We start from the raw sequence: 15,120 nt of genomic DNA, 5'->3' as shown, positions 1-15,120 counted from the left end.
AGGGCTCGATGTATCACGAGCGAATCGCTCTGAGCGCGGTATCGCCACAGGCCGTCAAGATCATTACCGAGCTCGACGACGTGTTGCAGCGGGAAGCGCTGATCGATGACCGGTTGCGGGAGCTGGTGAGGATCCGCATCTCCCAGATCAACGGGTGCGCGTACTTCCTCGGCAGGCGCTCCAAGGAGCTCCTCCGCCTGGGTGACACCCAGGAGCGGCTCCACCAACTGGCGGGCTGGCGTGACTCCCGGTTGTTCTCCGCGACCGAACGGGCCGCGCTGGCCTTGGCCGAATCCATGACCTGGCTGCAGTCCGAAAGTGTGTCCGATGAGGAGTACGGCGAGGCCGAGCGGCTGCTCGGGCCCTACAACCTCGGCAACCTCATCATGACGATCTCCCTCTGCAACGCACTGGATCGCATGTGCCTGACGGCTCGGCTGCATCCCCCGAGCTGAACTTCCCCCTGTCCTACCCCTCACAACACGAATGCCGCGCGGCCGATCCGTGCTGCCCGAATTCGCGTCAATGAAGAACGGAATGAAAAGCCTGATGTTTCAACAGACCGACCGCATGAGCGGGCGAGCATGGGGCATGTTGCTCGTCCTGTGCGGCGCCATCTTCCTGGAAGGCGTGGACGTCTCGATGATGGGCGTGGCCCTGCCGTCGATCCAGGCGGATCTGGCCATGTCCACCGGTGAGCTGCAGTGGGTGGTCAGCGCCTACGTGCTCGGCTACGGCGGCTTCATGCTCATGGGCGGCCGAGCCGCCGACCTGCTCGGGCGCAGACGCATGTTCCTGTTCTGGCTGGCGGTCTTCCTCGTCTTCTCCGGCCTGGGCGGCTTCGCCGGCGAGGGCTGGATCCTGATCCTGTCCCGGCTGGTCAAGGGCATAGCCGCGGCGTTCCTCACCCCCGCGGGCCTGTCCATCATCACCACGAGCTTCCCCGAGGGCAAGCTGCGCAACAAGGCGCTTCTCGTCTATGCCGGTACGGCTGCCGCCGGGTTCTCCCTCGGGCTCGTCGTCGGCGGCCTGCTGACGTCGATCAGCTGGCGATGGGTGTTCTTCGCCCCGGTCCTGATGACCGCGGCGATTCTCGTCGCCGCCGTCGCACTGGTGCCCAAGGACGAGCGGAGCGACCGTCCCGCCCAGGGCTTCGACTTCGCGGGCGCTGTCAGCGTCACGGGCGCCGTGCTGCTGCTCGTCTTCGCCGTCGAGAGGGCAGCTCACGTGGGCTGGGCGCAGACGCTCCTCCTGCTGGCCGCGAGCCTGGCTCTGCTGGCCGCCTTCGTGGCCATCGAGCGGCGGTCGCGTTCTCCCCTGGTGCGACTGGGCATCTTCCGCTCGGGAGCGCTGGTCCGCGCCAACCTGGGCGCGATCCTGTTCTCCGGCTCGTTCTTCGCCTTCCAGTTCATCGCCGTGCTCTACCTGCAGCAGCTGCGCGGGTGGTCGCCGCTCCAGACGGGCCTGGCCCTGCTGGCCATCGGCATCGACGCCGTCCTCGCCCCGACGCTGACCCCCTGGCTGGTCAACCGCTTCGGCAACGCCCGGGTGATCTTCGGCGGGCTGCTGCTGGCCTTGCTGGCCTATGTGCTGTTCCAGCCGATCGGCCTGGACTGGACCTATGCGGCCATGTTCCCCACCATGATCCTGCTCGGAACGGCCTTCGCACTGGTCTACGGGCCGCTCACCATCGCCGCCACCGATGGGATCGCCGAGGAGGAGCAGGGGCTCGCCGGCGGGCTGCTGAACACCTCCTTCCAGTTCGGCGCGGGACTGGGACTGGCGGTCGTGACCGCCGTCAGCCTCGCCGCGACCGGAGGCGACGTCTCACCGCAGGGCGTACTCGACGGCTTCCGCGTCGCGTTGATCGTGCCCATCGTCGCCGCCGCCCTCGGCGCTCTCGTCATCGCCTCCGGGCTACGCCGTAGCAAGACCCCGATCGAGCAGCACGCCTGAACCTGGAGACACCATGGCTGTGAAAGTGAAGTCCTTCGCCGCGATCGAGAGCGAGTTCAACGCGTTCGTCGGCGCCATCGTCTACGCCACGATGGTCACCGTGGACGCCAGGAACCGGCCCAGGACCAGGGTTCTGATCCCCATCTGGGAGAACGTCGACGGCACCCCGCTCGGCTGGCTCGCCACCTACAGGACACCCGTCAAGGCGGCGCACATCGCCAACAACCCTCACACCAACTTCTCCTACTGGACCCAGGGCAACGACTCCGTCGCCATCGACACGGTCGCCGCGTGGGTCGACGACCTGCCGGTCAAGAGCCACGTGTGGGACCTGTACAAGAGGACGAGCCCGCGTGGAGCCGGCTACAACCTGGGCAACTTCTGGCGCTCGCCGGCAGACCCCAAGCTCCACGTCCTACGCCTGACCCCCTGGCGTATCCAGGTCATCCGCGGCATGGACCTGCGTAGCAGGATCTGGCAGGCCGCCTGACCTCTGGTGCCACGTCACCCGATCACCGGGCGGACGCGGTGGGAGAGAGCGCGGCGGACCCGCCGTGTCATCCCGTACGGCGGCCCCGGGCGGAGCCGCCGTACGGCCCGCGGGCACCGGCCGGTTCAGCCGCCGGTCTGCGGGATGATCGGGCCCTCGCTCGCCTGGACCAGGACGAAGCCCTGGCCCTGGAAGGCGAGCTGCGCGGCCTCGCCGCTCCCCCGGCCGATGAGCGCCCCCGCCTTGAGGGTGCGGTTGACGCCCACGCGCAGCCCGGCGCTCCAGCACACCGCGGACTGGCTGTCGGCGAAGGTCGGCGCGTAGGAGGTGTCGAGCAGCACCGGCGCGCCGTGCGCGGTGACCGCCACCCAGCCGGTGCCCTGGATGGTGGTGTTGAACAGGCCGCCGGTGGCGATGCCCGCGCCCTGCAGCCGCTGGATGTCCCAGGTGAGCTGGGGGTCGAAGGCCAGCAGGTTGGTCCCGTTGACGGTGATCGCCTCGTTCTCCAGGTAGAACAGGTGCACGTCGTCGGCGTTGTTAGCCACGAAGAGCGCGCCCTGCCCGCGCACCCGCATCAGCGGCGCGCCCTCACCGGTGACCATCTTCTTCAGGAACCGCCCGACCCCGCCGGATCCCTCGTAGTCGAAGTCCATCTGTCCCTGGAAGGCGACCATCGACCCCTGCCGCGCCAGCACCTCTCCGTTCAGCTGCACCCGCAGCATCTTGGGGTTCTGCAGAGCGAAATGGCCGGGGAACTGGCCCTGGTCCAGGTTCCCGAAGAACGAGCTACGCACGGGGAGATGCCTTTCAGCCTCGGAGGAGTCGCATGAGGAGTGACGAACGGAGCAGGACGGGAGTTCCCCCACGGCCACGACCACAGTGCCGGTGCGGGCGCTCGGCCGAGTGCGTCCACAGTGCCGGTACGGGCGCTCGGCCGGGTGCGTCCGCGTGGGAGCCGCCGTTCGAGGTCGACGGCTTCACCCCGCCGTCGGTCCCGGTCGTCGCGTCGCCGGCGGCGCGTCCGGATGGGATCTCCGCCGGATCCGCGATGCGGGCACGTCAGCGTTGACGTCGATCTCATCAACCCGCGCTCCGGAATGGCGACGCCCCTGACTTTCGGCAGTGGAGTCACCTCCTGCGGCTGGGTAGCGTCGACCGGATGAGGAAGACGGTCGCTGACTGGATCAGCCGGTACCACGTGCTCACGAACGTCCTGCTGTGGTCGGCCCTGTGCCTGCCCGTGCTGTGGGCGGGGCTCACCTCCACCGAGGACGCGTACGCCGGGTGGGAGACGGCGGCGGGGCTGCTCGTCGTGGGCGGGGCGGTGGCGCTCGGCCGGTCCGTCCCGCCGGCCTCGATGCTGCTCGCCCTGGCGTTGTGGGCGGCCTCGGTCGTTTCGCGCGGGGAGACGACGTTGGGCCTCGCCCCGTTCCTCCCGGCGGCGGTCGTCCTGAGCTACCTGGCGGGCGTACGGATGACACGGAGCCGGCCCGGACTGCTCGGGCTGGCCGGCGCCACCGCCCTGACGGCGTTCCTCGTGCCCGCCCTGACCGGGGACCTCGGGGCCGGGTTCGTCGCGATCGTGGGAGTCGCCCTGTTCGGGGCCGTCCCCTGGCTGACGGGGCGGGGACGGCACCAGCATCTGGAGCTGGCCCGCTCCGGCTGGGAGCGCGCCGAGCAGCTTGAGCGGGCGCAGCGGATCGTCGCCGACCAGGCCCGGCTGCGCGAGCGCACCCGCATCGCCGGGGACATGCACGACCTGCTCGGGCACGAGCTGAGCCTGATCGCGCTGCGGATCGGCGGGCTCGAGGTCGCGCCGGGCCTCGACGCGCGCTACCGCGACGCGGCCGGCGAGGCCCGCAGGGCCGTCACCGTCGCCTCCGAACGCCTCCAGGAGATCATCGAGGTGCTGCGCGACGACGCGCTCCCCTCCTCGCCGGACCTGCCCGGGGAGAGCGTCGCGGAACTAGTGGAACGCGCCAGGGCCTCCGGCGTCCCGATCGAGGCGCACGGGCTGCGGGAGGAGGACGCGCGGGAGGGGAGCCGGCTCGCGCCGATGGTGGAACGCGCCGTCCACCGCGTGGTGCAGGAGGCGCTGACCAACGCGGTCAAGCACGCCGCCGGGGCCCCGGTGACGGTCAGGCTTGACCGTCTGGCGGACGAGACGGTGGTGACCGTGACCAACGGCGCCCCATCCGCGCATCAGGCATCCGGTCACATGGGAGGCCGCGGGCGGGAGGACCTGATCGCGGGGAGAGACCACGGGCGGGAAGGCTCGGCGCCGTGTGCGGAGCACCGGTGGGAGGGCCTGATCGCGAGAGGAGAGCACCGGCGGGAGGGTCTGATCGCGGGCGGTGGGTACGGGCTGATCGGCCTGGCCGAACGGGTCCGCCTGTGCGGCGGGACCCTCCGGGCGGAACGGCGCGGCGACGGCTTCGAGCTGGCCGTACGGCTGCCGCACGTGCCGGACCCGGCCGGGGGGAGCCGGATCCCGTCGCCGTCCGCGGCCCGTCTGAGGGAGGCGCGGCGGCGGGTGCGCCGCGCTCGCACCCTGGCGATCGGCGCGGCCCTGGCGACCTGCGCGGGGGCGGCGGTGGCCGTGAGCGGTTTCATGGCCTACGACACCGTCGCCTCCGCCCTGCCGGCCACTGATTTCGACCGGCTGCGGGTGGGGCAGGATCAAGCCGAGGTCGAGGCGGTGCTGCCCGCGCGGCCCCGGGCCGACGCCGCGGGCAGGCCGGGCCCGCCGGTGCCCGCCGGGGCCGAGTGCCTCCACTACGGAAAGCACCGCAACCCGTTCGCCGAGCGGCGCGGCGACCTCTACCGGCTGTGTTTCAGGGACGGCCGGCTGGTGGGCAAGGACTTCCTGCCCTCGGCCCCGCCTCCGCCGGCGGTCGCACGACAGGAGACGGCGCGTTGATCCGGGTGGTGCTGGCCGACGACGAGAGCGTGGTCCGCGCGGGGGTGCGGATGATCCTGGCGGCCGATCCCGGCATCGAGGTGGTCGCCGAGGCCGGCGACGGGCGGACGCTGGTCGAGCTGGTCCGCGAACGCCGGCCGGACGTCGCCCTGGTCGACATCCGCATGCCTGACCTCGACGGGCTCGCCGCGACCGCCGAGATCCGCCGGGCGGTGCCCGGGACGGCGGTGCTGATCATGACGACCTTCGGCAGGGACTCCTACATCGCGCGGGCGCTCGCCGACGGCGCCGCGGGATTCCTGCTCAAGACCGGGGACCCGCGCGAGTTCCTGCTGGCGGTGCGGGCGGTGGCCGAGGGCGGCGCCTACCTGTCGCCCAGGGTGGCCGCACGGGTGATCGGCGAGCTGGCCGGCGACCGTCTGGCCCGCGGGACCGCCGCCCGCGAGCGGATCGACGTGCTCACCCGGCGCGAGCGTGAGGTCCTGGGGCTGGTCGGCGCGGGCCTGTCCAACGCGGAGATCGCCCGGCGCCTGCATCTGGTCGAGGGCAGCGTGAAGACGTACGTCAGCACGATCCTGGGCCGGCTCGGCGTGCGCAACCGCGTGCAGGCCGCCGTCCTCGCCCACGAGGCCGGGCTGGCCGATCCCGGCTAGCCCCGGCCGGCACGTCCGGTACGGCGCGCGGTCCCTGTCGCGGTGAGCGCCGGGCGGAGCGCGCCCCGGCTTCGCAGGCGCTCCACCGATGGGATGAGCAGGGGCGTCAGGGCCAGCATCAGCAGCGGGACCACGACCGCGCCGAGCAGACAGCCCGCGATGACGTCGTGCGGGTAGTGGACGCCGACGAAGACCCGGGAGAAGGCCCCCAGCGCCGCCGCGACCAGGACGTAGGGGGTGGTCCGCCGCCAGGCGATGACGAGACCGGCCGCCGCGGCGGCGGCGAGCGTCGCGTGGTTGCTGGGGAAGGACCAGTCCCCGTACGGCGGGCAGTCGGCGAGGGCGGAGACGCCGCGCAGGACGCGGCACGGCCGGTCCTCCGCCACGAGATTCTTGAACAGTTCACTGATCACGTAGGCCGCCACCGTCGCGGCGGGGGCGAGCAGGGCAAGCGTCATCGCCCGGGTGTCCTCGCGCCGGGCCCGCCACCAGGCGCCGAGGAGAAGGGCGGCGAAGACCACCAGCACGGCCTCCGTGCCGATCTCGGCCAGCGCCTGGAACCAGGATGGGGTGCTCTGCGCGAACCCGGTGATGTCGCGGTACAACTCGGCGCTGATGTCGGGCACGCCGTCGATCCGATCGCTCACTTTTCCTCCGTGTCGTCCCTTCTGGGGCGCCTACGACTGTAGGAATCCGGAGGTCAGGCGGGAGTCGCCGATCGTCAGCGATCGGCATTGACTTTCGTCGAGGTCACGGGGGCCGGGCTCAGGCCAGGCAGCGCAGGACCGCCCTGAGCCTGCGGTCGATCGGGTGGTCGTCCGGCAGCCGGCCGACCGTCGCCTCGACGAACACGGAGACGGGCAGCTGCGCGCTCACGCCGGCCGCGTACACCCGGACCCGTTCGGCGGTCAGCTCGACCTGCGCCTTCGAGCCCTGCTCCCCCAGCACGAAGCTCGCCACCTCGGACCGCCACCGGGCCCGCCCGTCGGCCTCGTCGTCCGCCACGGGAGCTCCCACGTCGTCGGCGTGCGTGGCGTACTCGGAGTCGTAGTGGAAGGTCTGCAGGCCCACCGGGTACGGCCCGGCCATGGTCGGCAGTTCCGCGTCGCGGCCGAGCGCGCGCATGCGCTCGCGCGTCTCGCCGTTCGCGCGCCGCCACTCCTGGAGCACCTCCTCGACGGGCATGCCGCGGCCCCGCCGTACGCACCAGTCGTTGAAGCCGTCGAAGCCGCCGGTGACGCCCTCGCGTCCGAGCATCGCGGTGAAACCCCGGATGTCGCCGTCCAGGCAGGCGTGGTTGTAGAGCTCCTCGCCGGCCAGGTGCCCCAGGACGTCGCGCACCGACCAGCCCGCGCACCGCGAGGGCCGCTCCCAGCCCTCGTCGTCGAGCCGGGAGAAGTAGCGGTCCAGGCGGGCCGCCTCGGTGTCGAAGATGTCGAAGGGGTCGAGATCGGCCAGCGGATCCTTCGATGGTGAGGTCATGCATCAGAGGTACCCAGAGACGCGGGGGCACGCATCCGCTGAACACTCTCCCCGCCCCAGCCCCGCTTTCATCAGATTTCAAGTGAAGGGCAAGCGGCAGCCGCGAAAGTTGGCCCGGTGAGGAAGACACCGATGAACCCGGCCGGGAACGACGTCCACCCGCGGCCCGGGGAGCAGGCCGGCGGGGAGCCGGAGCAGGGGCAGATCACCGGGCTGACCCGGCTCCTCGAGCTGCAGAGGGAGGCGGGCGACCGCGAGGCCGCCCTCGCCACGGCGAGGCAGGTGCTGGAGCGGGCCCGCCGGCTGCCCGCGCACCGTCTCACCGTCGCCACGGCCCTGCGGGAGCTCCGGGAGGAGCTGATCACGGGCGAGCTGTGGGACGAGGCGCGGGAGGTGGCCGTCGAGACCGTCCAGGCGTACGCCGTGCTCAGCGTGGAGGATCCGGACCAGCGCTTCTGGCATGCCCTGGCCCTGGACGAGTTGGCCGGGATCGACCTGAAACTGGGCGAGCCCGCCGACGCGCTGAAGGCCGTCCTGACATCGACCGGGATGTACCGGGCGCTCGCGGGCGAGGACCCGGCCTACTACCGCCCGGAGCTGCTGCGCTCCCTGCACAACCTCAGGCACGTCCACCGTGAGCTCGGCCGGCTCGGGGACGCCGTCGGCGCGATGCGCCAGGCCGTCGACCTCTGCCGCGCGACCCGCGACGGCGACCCCGGCTGGACCCCGAAACTGGCCCGCGCCCTCGACTGCCTCGGCAGGGACCTTGAGGAGAGCGGGCAGAGCGAGGCCGCGGTCGCCGCGATGAAGGAGTCCGTGGCGCTCTACGGAGACTGCCCGGACAGCGAGGAGACCCGGGCCGACATCCATGAGCGGCTGGGGATCGCCCTCAACGCGATGGACCGGAGCGCGGAGGCGGTCGAGGCCGCCGCCGCGTCCGCCGCGCTGCTGCGGGACATCGGCGACCCGGCGCGGCTGGCGACCGCTCTGCACAACCTCGGCATCTGCCTCCAGAACGCCGGCCGGACCGTGGAGGCCGTGGAGGCGGTGCGCGAGGCGGCCGAGATCCTTCAGCGGCTCTACGACGCGGATCCCGGCTGGGCGACCGGCCTGGCCGGCGCCCTGGGCTACCTGGGCCTCCTGCGGGAGGCGTGCGAGCAGTTCGAGCGCGCCGTCACCTCGGGTGAGCGCGCCGTGAGCCTGCTGGAGCGCCTGCACGCCTCCGGGGACACGGAGGGGGACCACGGCCATGAGCTCGCCCAGGCGCTGCACCACCTGGGCCGCTACCACGAGCGGCTGGAACGGCCGGAGCGGGCGTTCGCGTGCCTGGAGCGGGCTCTGGCCCTGTACGGGGAGCTGGTCCAGCGCGCCCCGGACCGTTTCCGCTCCGGCCTGGCCGGTGCGTGGGTCGCGCAGAGCGTCTACCTGGCCCTGCTGGAGCGCCCCGAGGAGGCCGTGGCCGCCGCGCAGCTCGCCGCCGACCTGTACGGCGCGGCCGCCCCGGCCGGGACGGAGCACCGGGCGGGGATGGCGGAGGCCCTGTCCCACCTGGGCGACCGGGCGGCGAACGCCGGGCACCCGGAGCGCGCCGTCCGGGCCACGGCCCGGGCCGTGGCGCTCTACGAGGATCTCGCCGCGCTCGACCCGGACCGATACCTGGGCAGGCTGGCGGACGAGCTCGACAGCCTCGCCGTACGGCACTGCGACCAGGAGGACCACGAGAGGGCGCTGCCCCTGCTCGAACGGGCGGCCGCCATCTGGGAGGAGCTCGGCCGCGACGGCAAGCTCGCGGTGACGCTGCGCAGGCAGCTGCTCGTTCTGAGCTGCCTGTACCGCGACACCGAGGCGGTGACCGACAGGCTGCTGGAGACGGCGGACGATCCGGTCGACGCCTTCACCACGCTCGGCGAGCAGCTCATCGGCGTCCAGCACCGGGAGGCGGCCCTGGAGCACCTGACCCGGGCGGCCACGCTGTGGGAGATCGTCGCGATGGGGCAGCCGGACGCCCCGCCGGCCCCCTACGCCCGCGCGCTCAGCCTCATGGCCACCTGCCTGGACGACCTGCTCCGTCTCGACGAGGCCGTCGCGGCCCAGCAGAAGGCGGTGGAGATCCTCACCGCCGTCGTCGGGGAGGAGCCCGAGCACCTGCCCCTTCTCTCCTGGGCGCTCGGCGAGCTGGCCGACTACCTGCGCCAGGCGGGCCGCTCCGGTGAGGCGCTCGGCCACCGCCGCCGGGCCGTCGAGATCGACAGCGGGCTCGCCGCGCGGGACCCGGCCCTCCACCGCCGCTCCCTCGCCGGCTCGCTGACCGACCTGGGCCACCTCCTGGCGGATCTCGGTGACCAGGCGGAGGCCGACGGGGTGCTGGCCCGGGCCCGCCTGCTCAGCGCCACGCTGCCGGAGGCCGAGCAGGCTCCCTGAGCCGGCGGCGTCCCTGCCGTGCAGGCTGACCCCGGCCTCCGAGGTGTGCTCGTTGTGGAAGCCGGGGGTGACACAGGCGGCGATCTCGCCGGGGTCGTGCCTGTTGAGCGCCGCGACGTAGCGTTCGACCGCCTGCCTGGTCAGCTCCCCCACAGGGTGCGGACCTCTTCGAAGACCTGCTGGTTGTGCGAGATCTCCACGACGTTGCCGTCGGGGTCCTTCAGCGCGCAGATGTAGCCGACCGGCGCCGGCAGCTCCATCGGCTCCCAGTGCAGGCAGCCCATCTCCCGCGCCTCGGCGGCGATCCGGTCCACGTCCTCGCGGTCGGGCACCTCCATGCCGAGGTGTGCGAACGGGGTGAGCTGCGGCTGCCGCGTCCCCCTGTCCTTGGCGAACTCCACCAGCACCAGCACGAACGGCGTCTCCACCTGCCTGTCGTTGGAGAGCCAGACGTTGCGTCCGTCCTCGTCCTCGTGGCGGGCGACCACCACCAGCGGGGTCATGGTGGTGTAGAACTCGATCGCCTTGTCCACGTCGCAGCAGGGCAGTGCGATGTGCGTCCAGCGCGCCTCGGTGAGCTTCTTCTCAAGCACGTCGGTTCTCCTCCGGTCCTTGTCCACTGGCCCGTCGAACTCGTCCGGGTCGAGTGGCGTGGCCACGTCCCGCCCGGTCGTCCGCATCATGTGCCGGGCCCTTCTCTCCCTGAGGCTGAGCGGGGTTCGTCACGTCCCGCCGCTTCGGCCATCCGGTGTTGGCGATATCACGGATTAAAGGTCAGTGACCTCTCAGGGCAGTACCCCTAGTCGTCGTCGGAATCGCGGCCGCGCGGCTAGTCGTCGTCGGAATCGCGGCCGCGCGGCGGGGAGGTGAGGGCGGATCCGGAGCCGCGCAGGAAGTCAAGGAGCGGCCCCTCGGAGGCGAGCCTGCCCTTCCGCCGGGCCTCGGCCAGGTCGCGCCCGATCTCGCGCAGCTCGTCACGGGCGTCCTCGCTCTTGCCCTTCTGGATCTTCCCGGCGATTTTGGCGATCTTCCCGCGGAGCTTGCGGGCCAGCTTGCGGTCGATGCCCCCCTGGCGTTCCTGCTCGGTGACGGCACGACTGAAGGCCAGCAGGCGTGCCCGCCATCCCTGCGACGCCGCGGTCCGGCTGGGGGTCGGCGACGGGGCCGCGGACACGCGTTGCGAGGCGGTCCGCGACGGCGACGGCGACGCGGACGGCGGTCCGGACCGCGTCGCGGCCGGTGCCGCGGACGTGATCGCGGCGGCGGCCGATCCCGCCGGGTCCGCCGGGGCCGACGTCCACAGGGCCCCGGCCACGAGGACGGCGAGCACGCCCAGCCCCGCCCCGACGTGCCATCCCCGCAGGCGGCCCGGCACGGCCCCCGCGCTCCGAGCGCCCTCCCCGGTGCGGGACCGCGCCGTCCACGCCTCCGCCGTCCACACCTCCGTGCTCTGAGCCCGCACGCCCTGAGCCTCCGCCGTACGGGCTTCCACGCTCCGGGCCTCCGCAAGCCGGGCCTCCGTGGGCCGGGCCTCCGCAAGCCGGGCCTCCGCAAGCCGGGCTTCCGTGGGCCGGGCTTGCGCCGTCCACACCTCCGTGCTCCGGGCCCGCCCGGCCTGAGCCTCCGCCGTCCGGGCCCGTGCGGGGGGCGGGCCCGGTTCCGGCGCCGGGGGAGGGGGCGCCGCGGCGTCACGGGCGCGGGGCGCCACCTGGCGGGCGACCCCGGCCAGCACCCGGCGGACGACTTCCCCGCTGGGGGGCCGCGCGGCGGGGTCCTTCTCCAGCAGGGCCAGCACCAGCCGCTCCAGCTCCGCCGGGACGTCCGGGCGGTGGCGGCGGGGCGGATCCGGAAGGCTCCGCACGTGCTGGGAGATCAGGTCCGCCGCCGGTCCGACGAACGGCGGGCGCCCGCACAGCAGCTCGTAACAGACGCAGCCGAGCGCGTACAGGTCGGAGGCCGCGTCCCCCGCCTCGCCGAGGATCTGCTCGGGCGACAGGTAGGCGGCCGTGCCGATGACGTCTCCCCCGGAGGTCAGCCGCGTCGCGGCCTCGGTCGCGACGCGGGCCGTACCGAAGTCGACCACCTTGAGCGCGCCGTCCCCGCTCCGGTGCAGGTTGGCCGGCTTGACGTCGCGGTGCACGACCCCGGCCCGATGCGCGGCGTCCAGCCCGACCGCGGCCTGTCCCGCCAGGCGGCACATCGCGAAAATGTCCGGTGGGCCGTCCTCGGCCAGCTCGGTGGCGAGGTCGCGGCCGGTCAGCAGCTCCATCACCAGGAACGGCCGGCCCTTGTGCTCGCCCACGTCGAACACCGTCACCACGTTGGGGTGGACGACCCGCGCGGCGGTCCGCGCCTCCCGGGCGAACCGCTCCCGCATGGAGACGTCGGTCACCTGCGGCGACAGGATCTTGACCGCCACCGGCCAGCCCGGCCGCAGGTCATGACCGCGCCACACCTCGCCCGTCCCGCCCCGGCCGATCAGCTCCTCCAGCCGATACCGGCCGGCCAGCACGGCCTGCGCCCGTTCCCAACCGCCCACGATCCCCGCCATCGATTCCGAGCCCGGCAATTGGGACCCCACCTTACGGGTGCCCGGCCGTGGCGGCGTCCGCGCGGTCGCGACGCTAGGGATTCGCCCCGGCCGCGCCCGCGCGGGCGGACAGGTCGGGGACGCTGTGCAGGATCACCTCCGCCGTCACGTCGTCCGGCTGCTTCTCCGCGGCGATCTCCGCCTCGACCTGCAGCCGGTAGCGCTCCGTCTCGCGCCGCACCGCGTCGTCGTCCCAGCCGAGGACCGGGGCGATGAGGGCGGCCACCTCGGGCGCGGCGGCGAGGCCGCGGTCCCTCTCCTCCATGAAGACGTGCGTACGGCGGGTCAGCACGTCCTCCAGGTGGAGGGCCTGCTCGTGCGACGCCGCGTAGACGGCCTCGGCCTTCAGGTAGCCCGGGGCGCCGTCGAGCGCCTGCCCCAGCGCGGGGTCGGCGGTGATCATGTCCAGCAGGTCCTCGACCTCCGACCCGTAGCGGCGCAGGAGCCGCTCCACGGTGGGGACGCTCAACCCGGAACGCTCGGCCAGACGGTGCCGGCCGTTCCACAGCGCCTCGTACCCGGCCGCGCCCAGGAGGGGCACCCGCTGGGTGACCGACCCGGCCACGTCGGCGCCGAGCTCTCGCACCGCCATGTCGACGGCGTCCTGGGCCATCACGCGGTAGGTGGTGTACTTGCCGCCGGCGACGATCACCAGGCCCGGGACGGGATTGGCGACCAGGTGCTCGCGCGAGAGCTTCGCGGTGTTCGCCTCGCCGCCGGCGAGCAGGGGGCGGAGCCCGGCGTACACGCCCTCGATGTCGTCCCGGGTCAGCGGCCGGCGCAGCACCGCGTTGACGTGGTCGAGCAGGTAGTCGATGTCGGCGCGGCTCGCCACGGGACGGTCCTTGTCGAGGCTCCACTGCGTGTCTGTGGTCCCGATGATCCAGTACTGCCCCCACGGGATCACGAAGAGCACGCTCTGCTCGGTGCGGAGGATCATGGCGGTGCGGAGACCGATCCGGTCGCGCGGCACGACGATGTGGACGCCCTTCGACGGCTTCATGGTCCGGCTCTCCCCGGCACCGGCCATCGCGAGGGTCTCGTCGGTCCAGACGCCGGTGGCGCTGATCACCTGGCCCGCGCGGACGGTGATCTCCCTGCCGGTCTCGAGATCCAGCACCCGCGCCCCCGTGACACGGCCGCCTTCGCGGAGCAGGCGGGTCGCGCGTGCCCTGTTCACGACGGCGGCGCCGTACCGGGCGGCCGTCCGGGCGATCGTCAGCGTCATGCGCGCGTCGTCGGTCTGCGCGTCGAAGTACTGGAGGGCGCCGATGAGGGCGTCGGGGCGGAGCGCGGGAGCCTCCTCCAGGGCACGGTGACGGCTCAGATGCCGGTGGCGCGGGACGACCGACCTCAGGCCCCCCAGGAGGTCGTAAAGGGTCATGCCGGCGCCGATGTAGAACCGTTCCCAGATCCGGTGCCTGAGCGGGAAGAGGAAGGGGACGGGCCGGACAAGGTGGGGCGCCAGGCGGGTCAGCAGCAGGTGCCGCTCCTTGAGCGCCTCCCGCACGAGCCGGAAGTCCAGCTGCTCCAGGTAGCGCAGGCCACCGTGGATCAGCTTGCTGGACCGGCTCGAACTGCCGGCCGCCCAGTCGCGGGCCTCGATCAGCGCGACCGTCAGGCCCCGCGACACCGCGTCGAGTGCGGCCCCCACGCCGACCACTCCGCCGCCGATGACCAGCACGTCGTATTCGTTCTCGCTCATCTCCCGCAACGCCGTCGCCCGGTTTTGCGGTCCCAATGCTGCAGATCTCACGGTAGGGCTTCCTCTCCTTCAGGGGTGAGCGTGGTCTCCCCCGAAGGCGGGGCCCGGCCGCGCCGCCGGACGAGGTCGCGGGCCGGCGGGCGGTCAGTCAACGTCGACCCAGTTGAGCGTGCGTTCCACGGCCTTCTTCCAGCCGGCGTACCCCCGCGTGCGCTCTTCGTCCGTCCAGTGGGGCTGCCAGCGCTCGGCCTCGTTCCAGTTCTGCTTGAGCCCGTCGGTCGACTCCCAGAAGCCGAGTGCCAGACCGGCCGCGTAGGCGGCGCCCAGTGCCGTGGTCTCGGCCACGACCGGCTTGGAGACGGGGACGCCGAGGATGTCCGCCTGGATCTGCATGCACAGGTCGTTGGCCGTGACGCCGCCGTCGACGCGGAGCACGTCGAGGGCGACTCCGGAGTCGTTGTGCATGGCCTCGACGACGTCGCGGGTCTGGTAGCAGATCGCCTCCAGGGTCGCCCGGGCGATGTGGGCGTTGGTGTTGAAGCGCGACAGGCCGACGATCGCGCCCCGGGCGTCGGAGCGCCAGTACGGGGCGAACAGGCCGGAGAAGGCGGGCACGAAGTACACACCGCCGTTGTCGTCGACCTGCCGGGCCAGCGCCTCGCTCTCCGCGGCCCCGGAGATGATGCCGAGCTGGTCGCGCAGCCACTGCACGGCCGAGCCGGTCACGGCGATCGAGCCTTCGAGCGCGTAGACCGGCCGGTCGGCGCCGAACTGGTAGCAGACGGTGGTGAGCAGGCCGTTCTTCGAGCGCACCAGCTCGTGGCCGGTGTTGAGGAGCAGGAAGTTGCCGGTGCCGTAGGTGTTCTTGGCCTCGCCGACCTCGAAGCACACCTGTCCCACGGT

Annotated in this window: 13 protein-coding genes; 6 read left to right on the top strand and 7 right to left on the bottom strand. The window is 72.7% G+C overall.

The genetic code is table 11. The features are described 5' to 3' along the window. The first annotated feature begins 8 nt into the window (after positions 1 to 8). From BM085_RS39300 to BM085_RS39290, 3 genes are all read left to right on the top strand, one after another. On the top strand, positions 9 to 455 hold the full coding sequence (locus BM085_RS39300) for a carboxymuconolactone decarboxylase family protein (RefSeq protein WP_093891849.1): 447 nt from the start codon (positions 9 to 11) through the stop codon (positions 453 to 455). A 115-nt stretch (positions 456 to 570) separates the two neighbouring features. After that, on the top strand, positions 571 to 1,956 hold the full coding sequence (locus tag BM085_RS39295) for an MFS transporter (RefSeq protein ID WP_245789958.1): 1,386 nt from the start codon (positions 571 to 573) through the stop codon (positions 1,954 to 1,956). A gap of 13 nt (positions 1,957 to 1,969) precedes the next feature. After that, positions 1,970 to 2,446 (top strand): pyridoxamine 5'-phosphate oxidase family protein, encoded by a 477-nt coding sequence (locus BM085_RS39290; RefSeq protein WP_093891847.1) that lies wholly within the window; start codon positions 1,970 to 1,972, stop codon positions 2,444 to 2,446. A 125-nt stretch (positions 2,447 to 2,571) separates the two neighbouring features. On the opposite strand, the gene BM085_RS39285 is transcribed toward BM085_RS39290, so the two are convergent. After that, on the bottom strand, positions 2,572 to 3,240 hold the full coding sequence (locus BM085_RS39285) for an AIM24 family protein (RefSeq protein WP_093891846.1): 669 nt from the start codon (positions 3,238 to 3,240) through the stop codon (positions 2,572 to 2,574). Between the two features lie 365 nt (positions 3,241 to 3,605). Here BM085_RS39285 and BM085_RS39280 point away from each other — a divergent pair, with 365 nt between their 5' ends. Both BM085_RS39280 and BM085_RS39275 read left to right on the top strand, forming a co-directional pair. Continuing rightward, the gene (locus tag BM085_RS39280; protein WP_093891845.1) at positions 3,606 to 5,366 is read left to right on the top strand and encodes a sensor histidine kinase; all 1,761 of its coding nucleotides are present in this window, start codon (positions 3,606 to 3,608) and stop codon (positions 5,364 to 5,366) included. Next, positions 5,363 to 6,019, top strand: a complete 657-nt coding sequence (locus tag BM085_RS39275; RefSeq protein WP_093891844.1) for a response regulator transcription factor — start codon at positions 5,363 to 5,365, stop codon at positions 6,017 to 6,019. Before BM085_RS39280 ends, BM085_RS39275 begins: the two co-directional genes overlap by 4 nt. Here BM085_RS39275 and BM085_RS39270 read toward each other — a convergent pair. Then, positions 6,016 to 6,666 (bottom strand): phosphatase PAP2 family protein, encoded by a 651-nt coding sequence (locus tag BM085_RS39270; RefSeq protein ID WP_093891843.1) that lies wholly within the window; start codon positions 6,664 to 6,666, stop codon positions 6,016 to 6,018. The genes BM085_RS39275 and BM085_RS39270 overlap by 4 nt on opposite strands. Before the next feature lie 118 nt (positions 6,667 to 6,784). Beyond that, positions 6,785 to 7,501 (bottom strand): maleylpyruvate isomerase family mycothiol-dependent enzyme, encoded by a 717-nt coding sequence (locus tag BM085_RS39265; RefSeq protein ID WP_093891842.1) that lies wholly within the window; start codon positions 7,499 to 7,501, stop codon positions 6,785 to 6,787. A 117-nt stretch (positions 7,502 to 7,618) separates the two neighbouring features. Here BM085_RS39265 and BM085_RS39260 point away from each other — a divergent pair, with 117 nt between their 5' ends. Then, positions 7,619 to 9,922 (top strand): tetratricopeptide repeat protein, encoded by a 2,304-nt coding sequence (locus BM085_RS39260; protein ID WP_143121280.1) that lies wholly within the window; start codon positions 7,619 to 7,621, stop codon positions 9,920 to 9,922. A gap of 140 nt (positions 9,923 to 10,062) precedes the next feature. On the opposite strand, the gene BM085_RS39255 is transcribed toward BM085_RS39260, so the two are convergent. The 4 genes from BM085_RS39255 to BM085_RS39240 form a co-directional block, all read right to left on the bottom strand. Then, positions 10,063 to 10,605: a VOC family protein gene (locus BM085_RS39255; protein ID WP_245789957.1), complete on the bottom strand. Its 543-nt coding sequence runs from the start codon at positions 10,603 to 10,605 to the stop codon at positions 10,063 to 10,065. 146 nt (positions 10,606 to 10,751) lie between these two features. After that, positions 10,752 to 12,491: a serine/threonine-protein kinase gene (locus tag BM085_RS39250; RefSeq protein ID WP_143121279.1), complete on the bottom strand. Its 1,740-nt coding sequence runs from the start codon at positions 12,489 to 12,491 to the stop codon at positions 10,752 to 10,754. Positions 12,492 to 12,546: 55 nt separating this feature from the next. Continuing rightward, the gene (locus BM085_RS39245; RefSeq protein ID WP_245789956.1) at positions 12,547 to 14,217 is read right to left on the bottom strand and encodes a glycerol-3-phosphate dehydrogenase/oxidase; all 1,671 of its coding nucleotides are present in this window, start codon (positions 14,215 to 14,217) and stop codon (positions 12,547 to 12,549) included. A 144-nt stretch (positions 14,218 to 14,361) separates the two neighbouring features. After that, a partial coding sequence (locus tag BM085_RS39240) for an FGGY-family carbohydrate kinase (protein WP_245789955.1) occupies positions 14,362 to 15,120 on the bottom strand: 759 nt, incomplete at its 5' end.

It is taken from the genome of Streptosporangium canum (assembly GCF_900113865.1).
Taxonomy (GTDB): Bacteria; Actinomycetota; Actinomycetes; order Streptosporangiales; family Streptosporangiaceae; genus Streptosporangium; species Streptosporangium canum.
The sequence above is the reverse complement of the archived record's forward strand: the minus strand, read 5'-3'. Positions and strand labels throughout refer to the sequence as shown.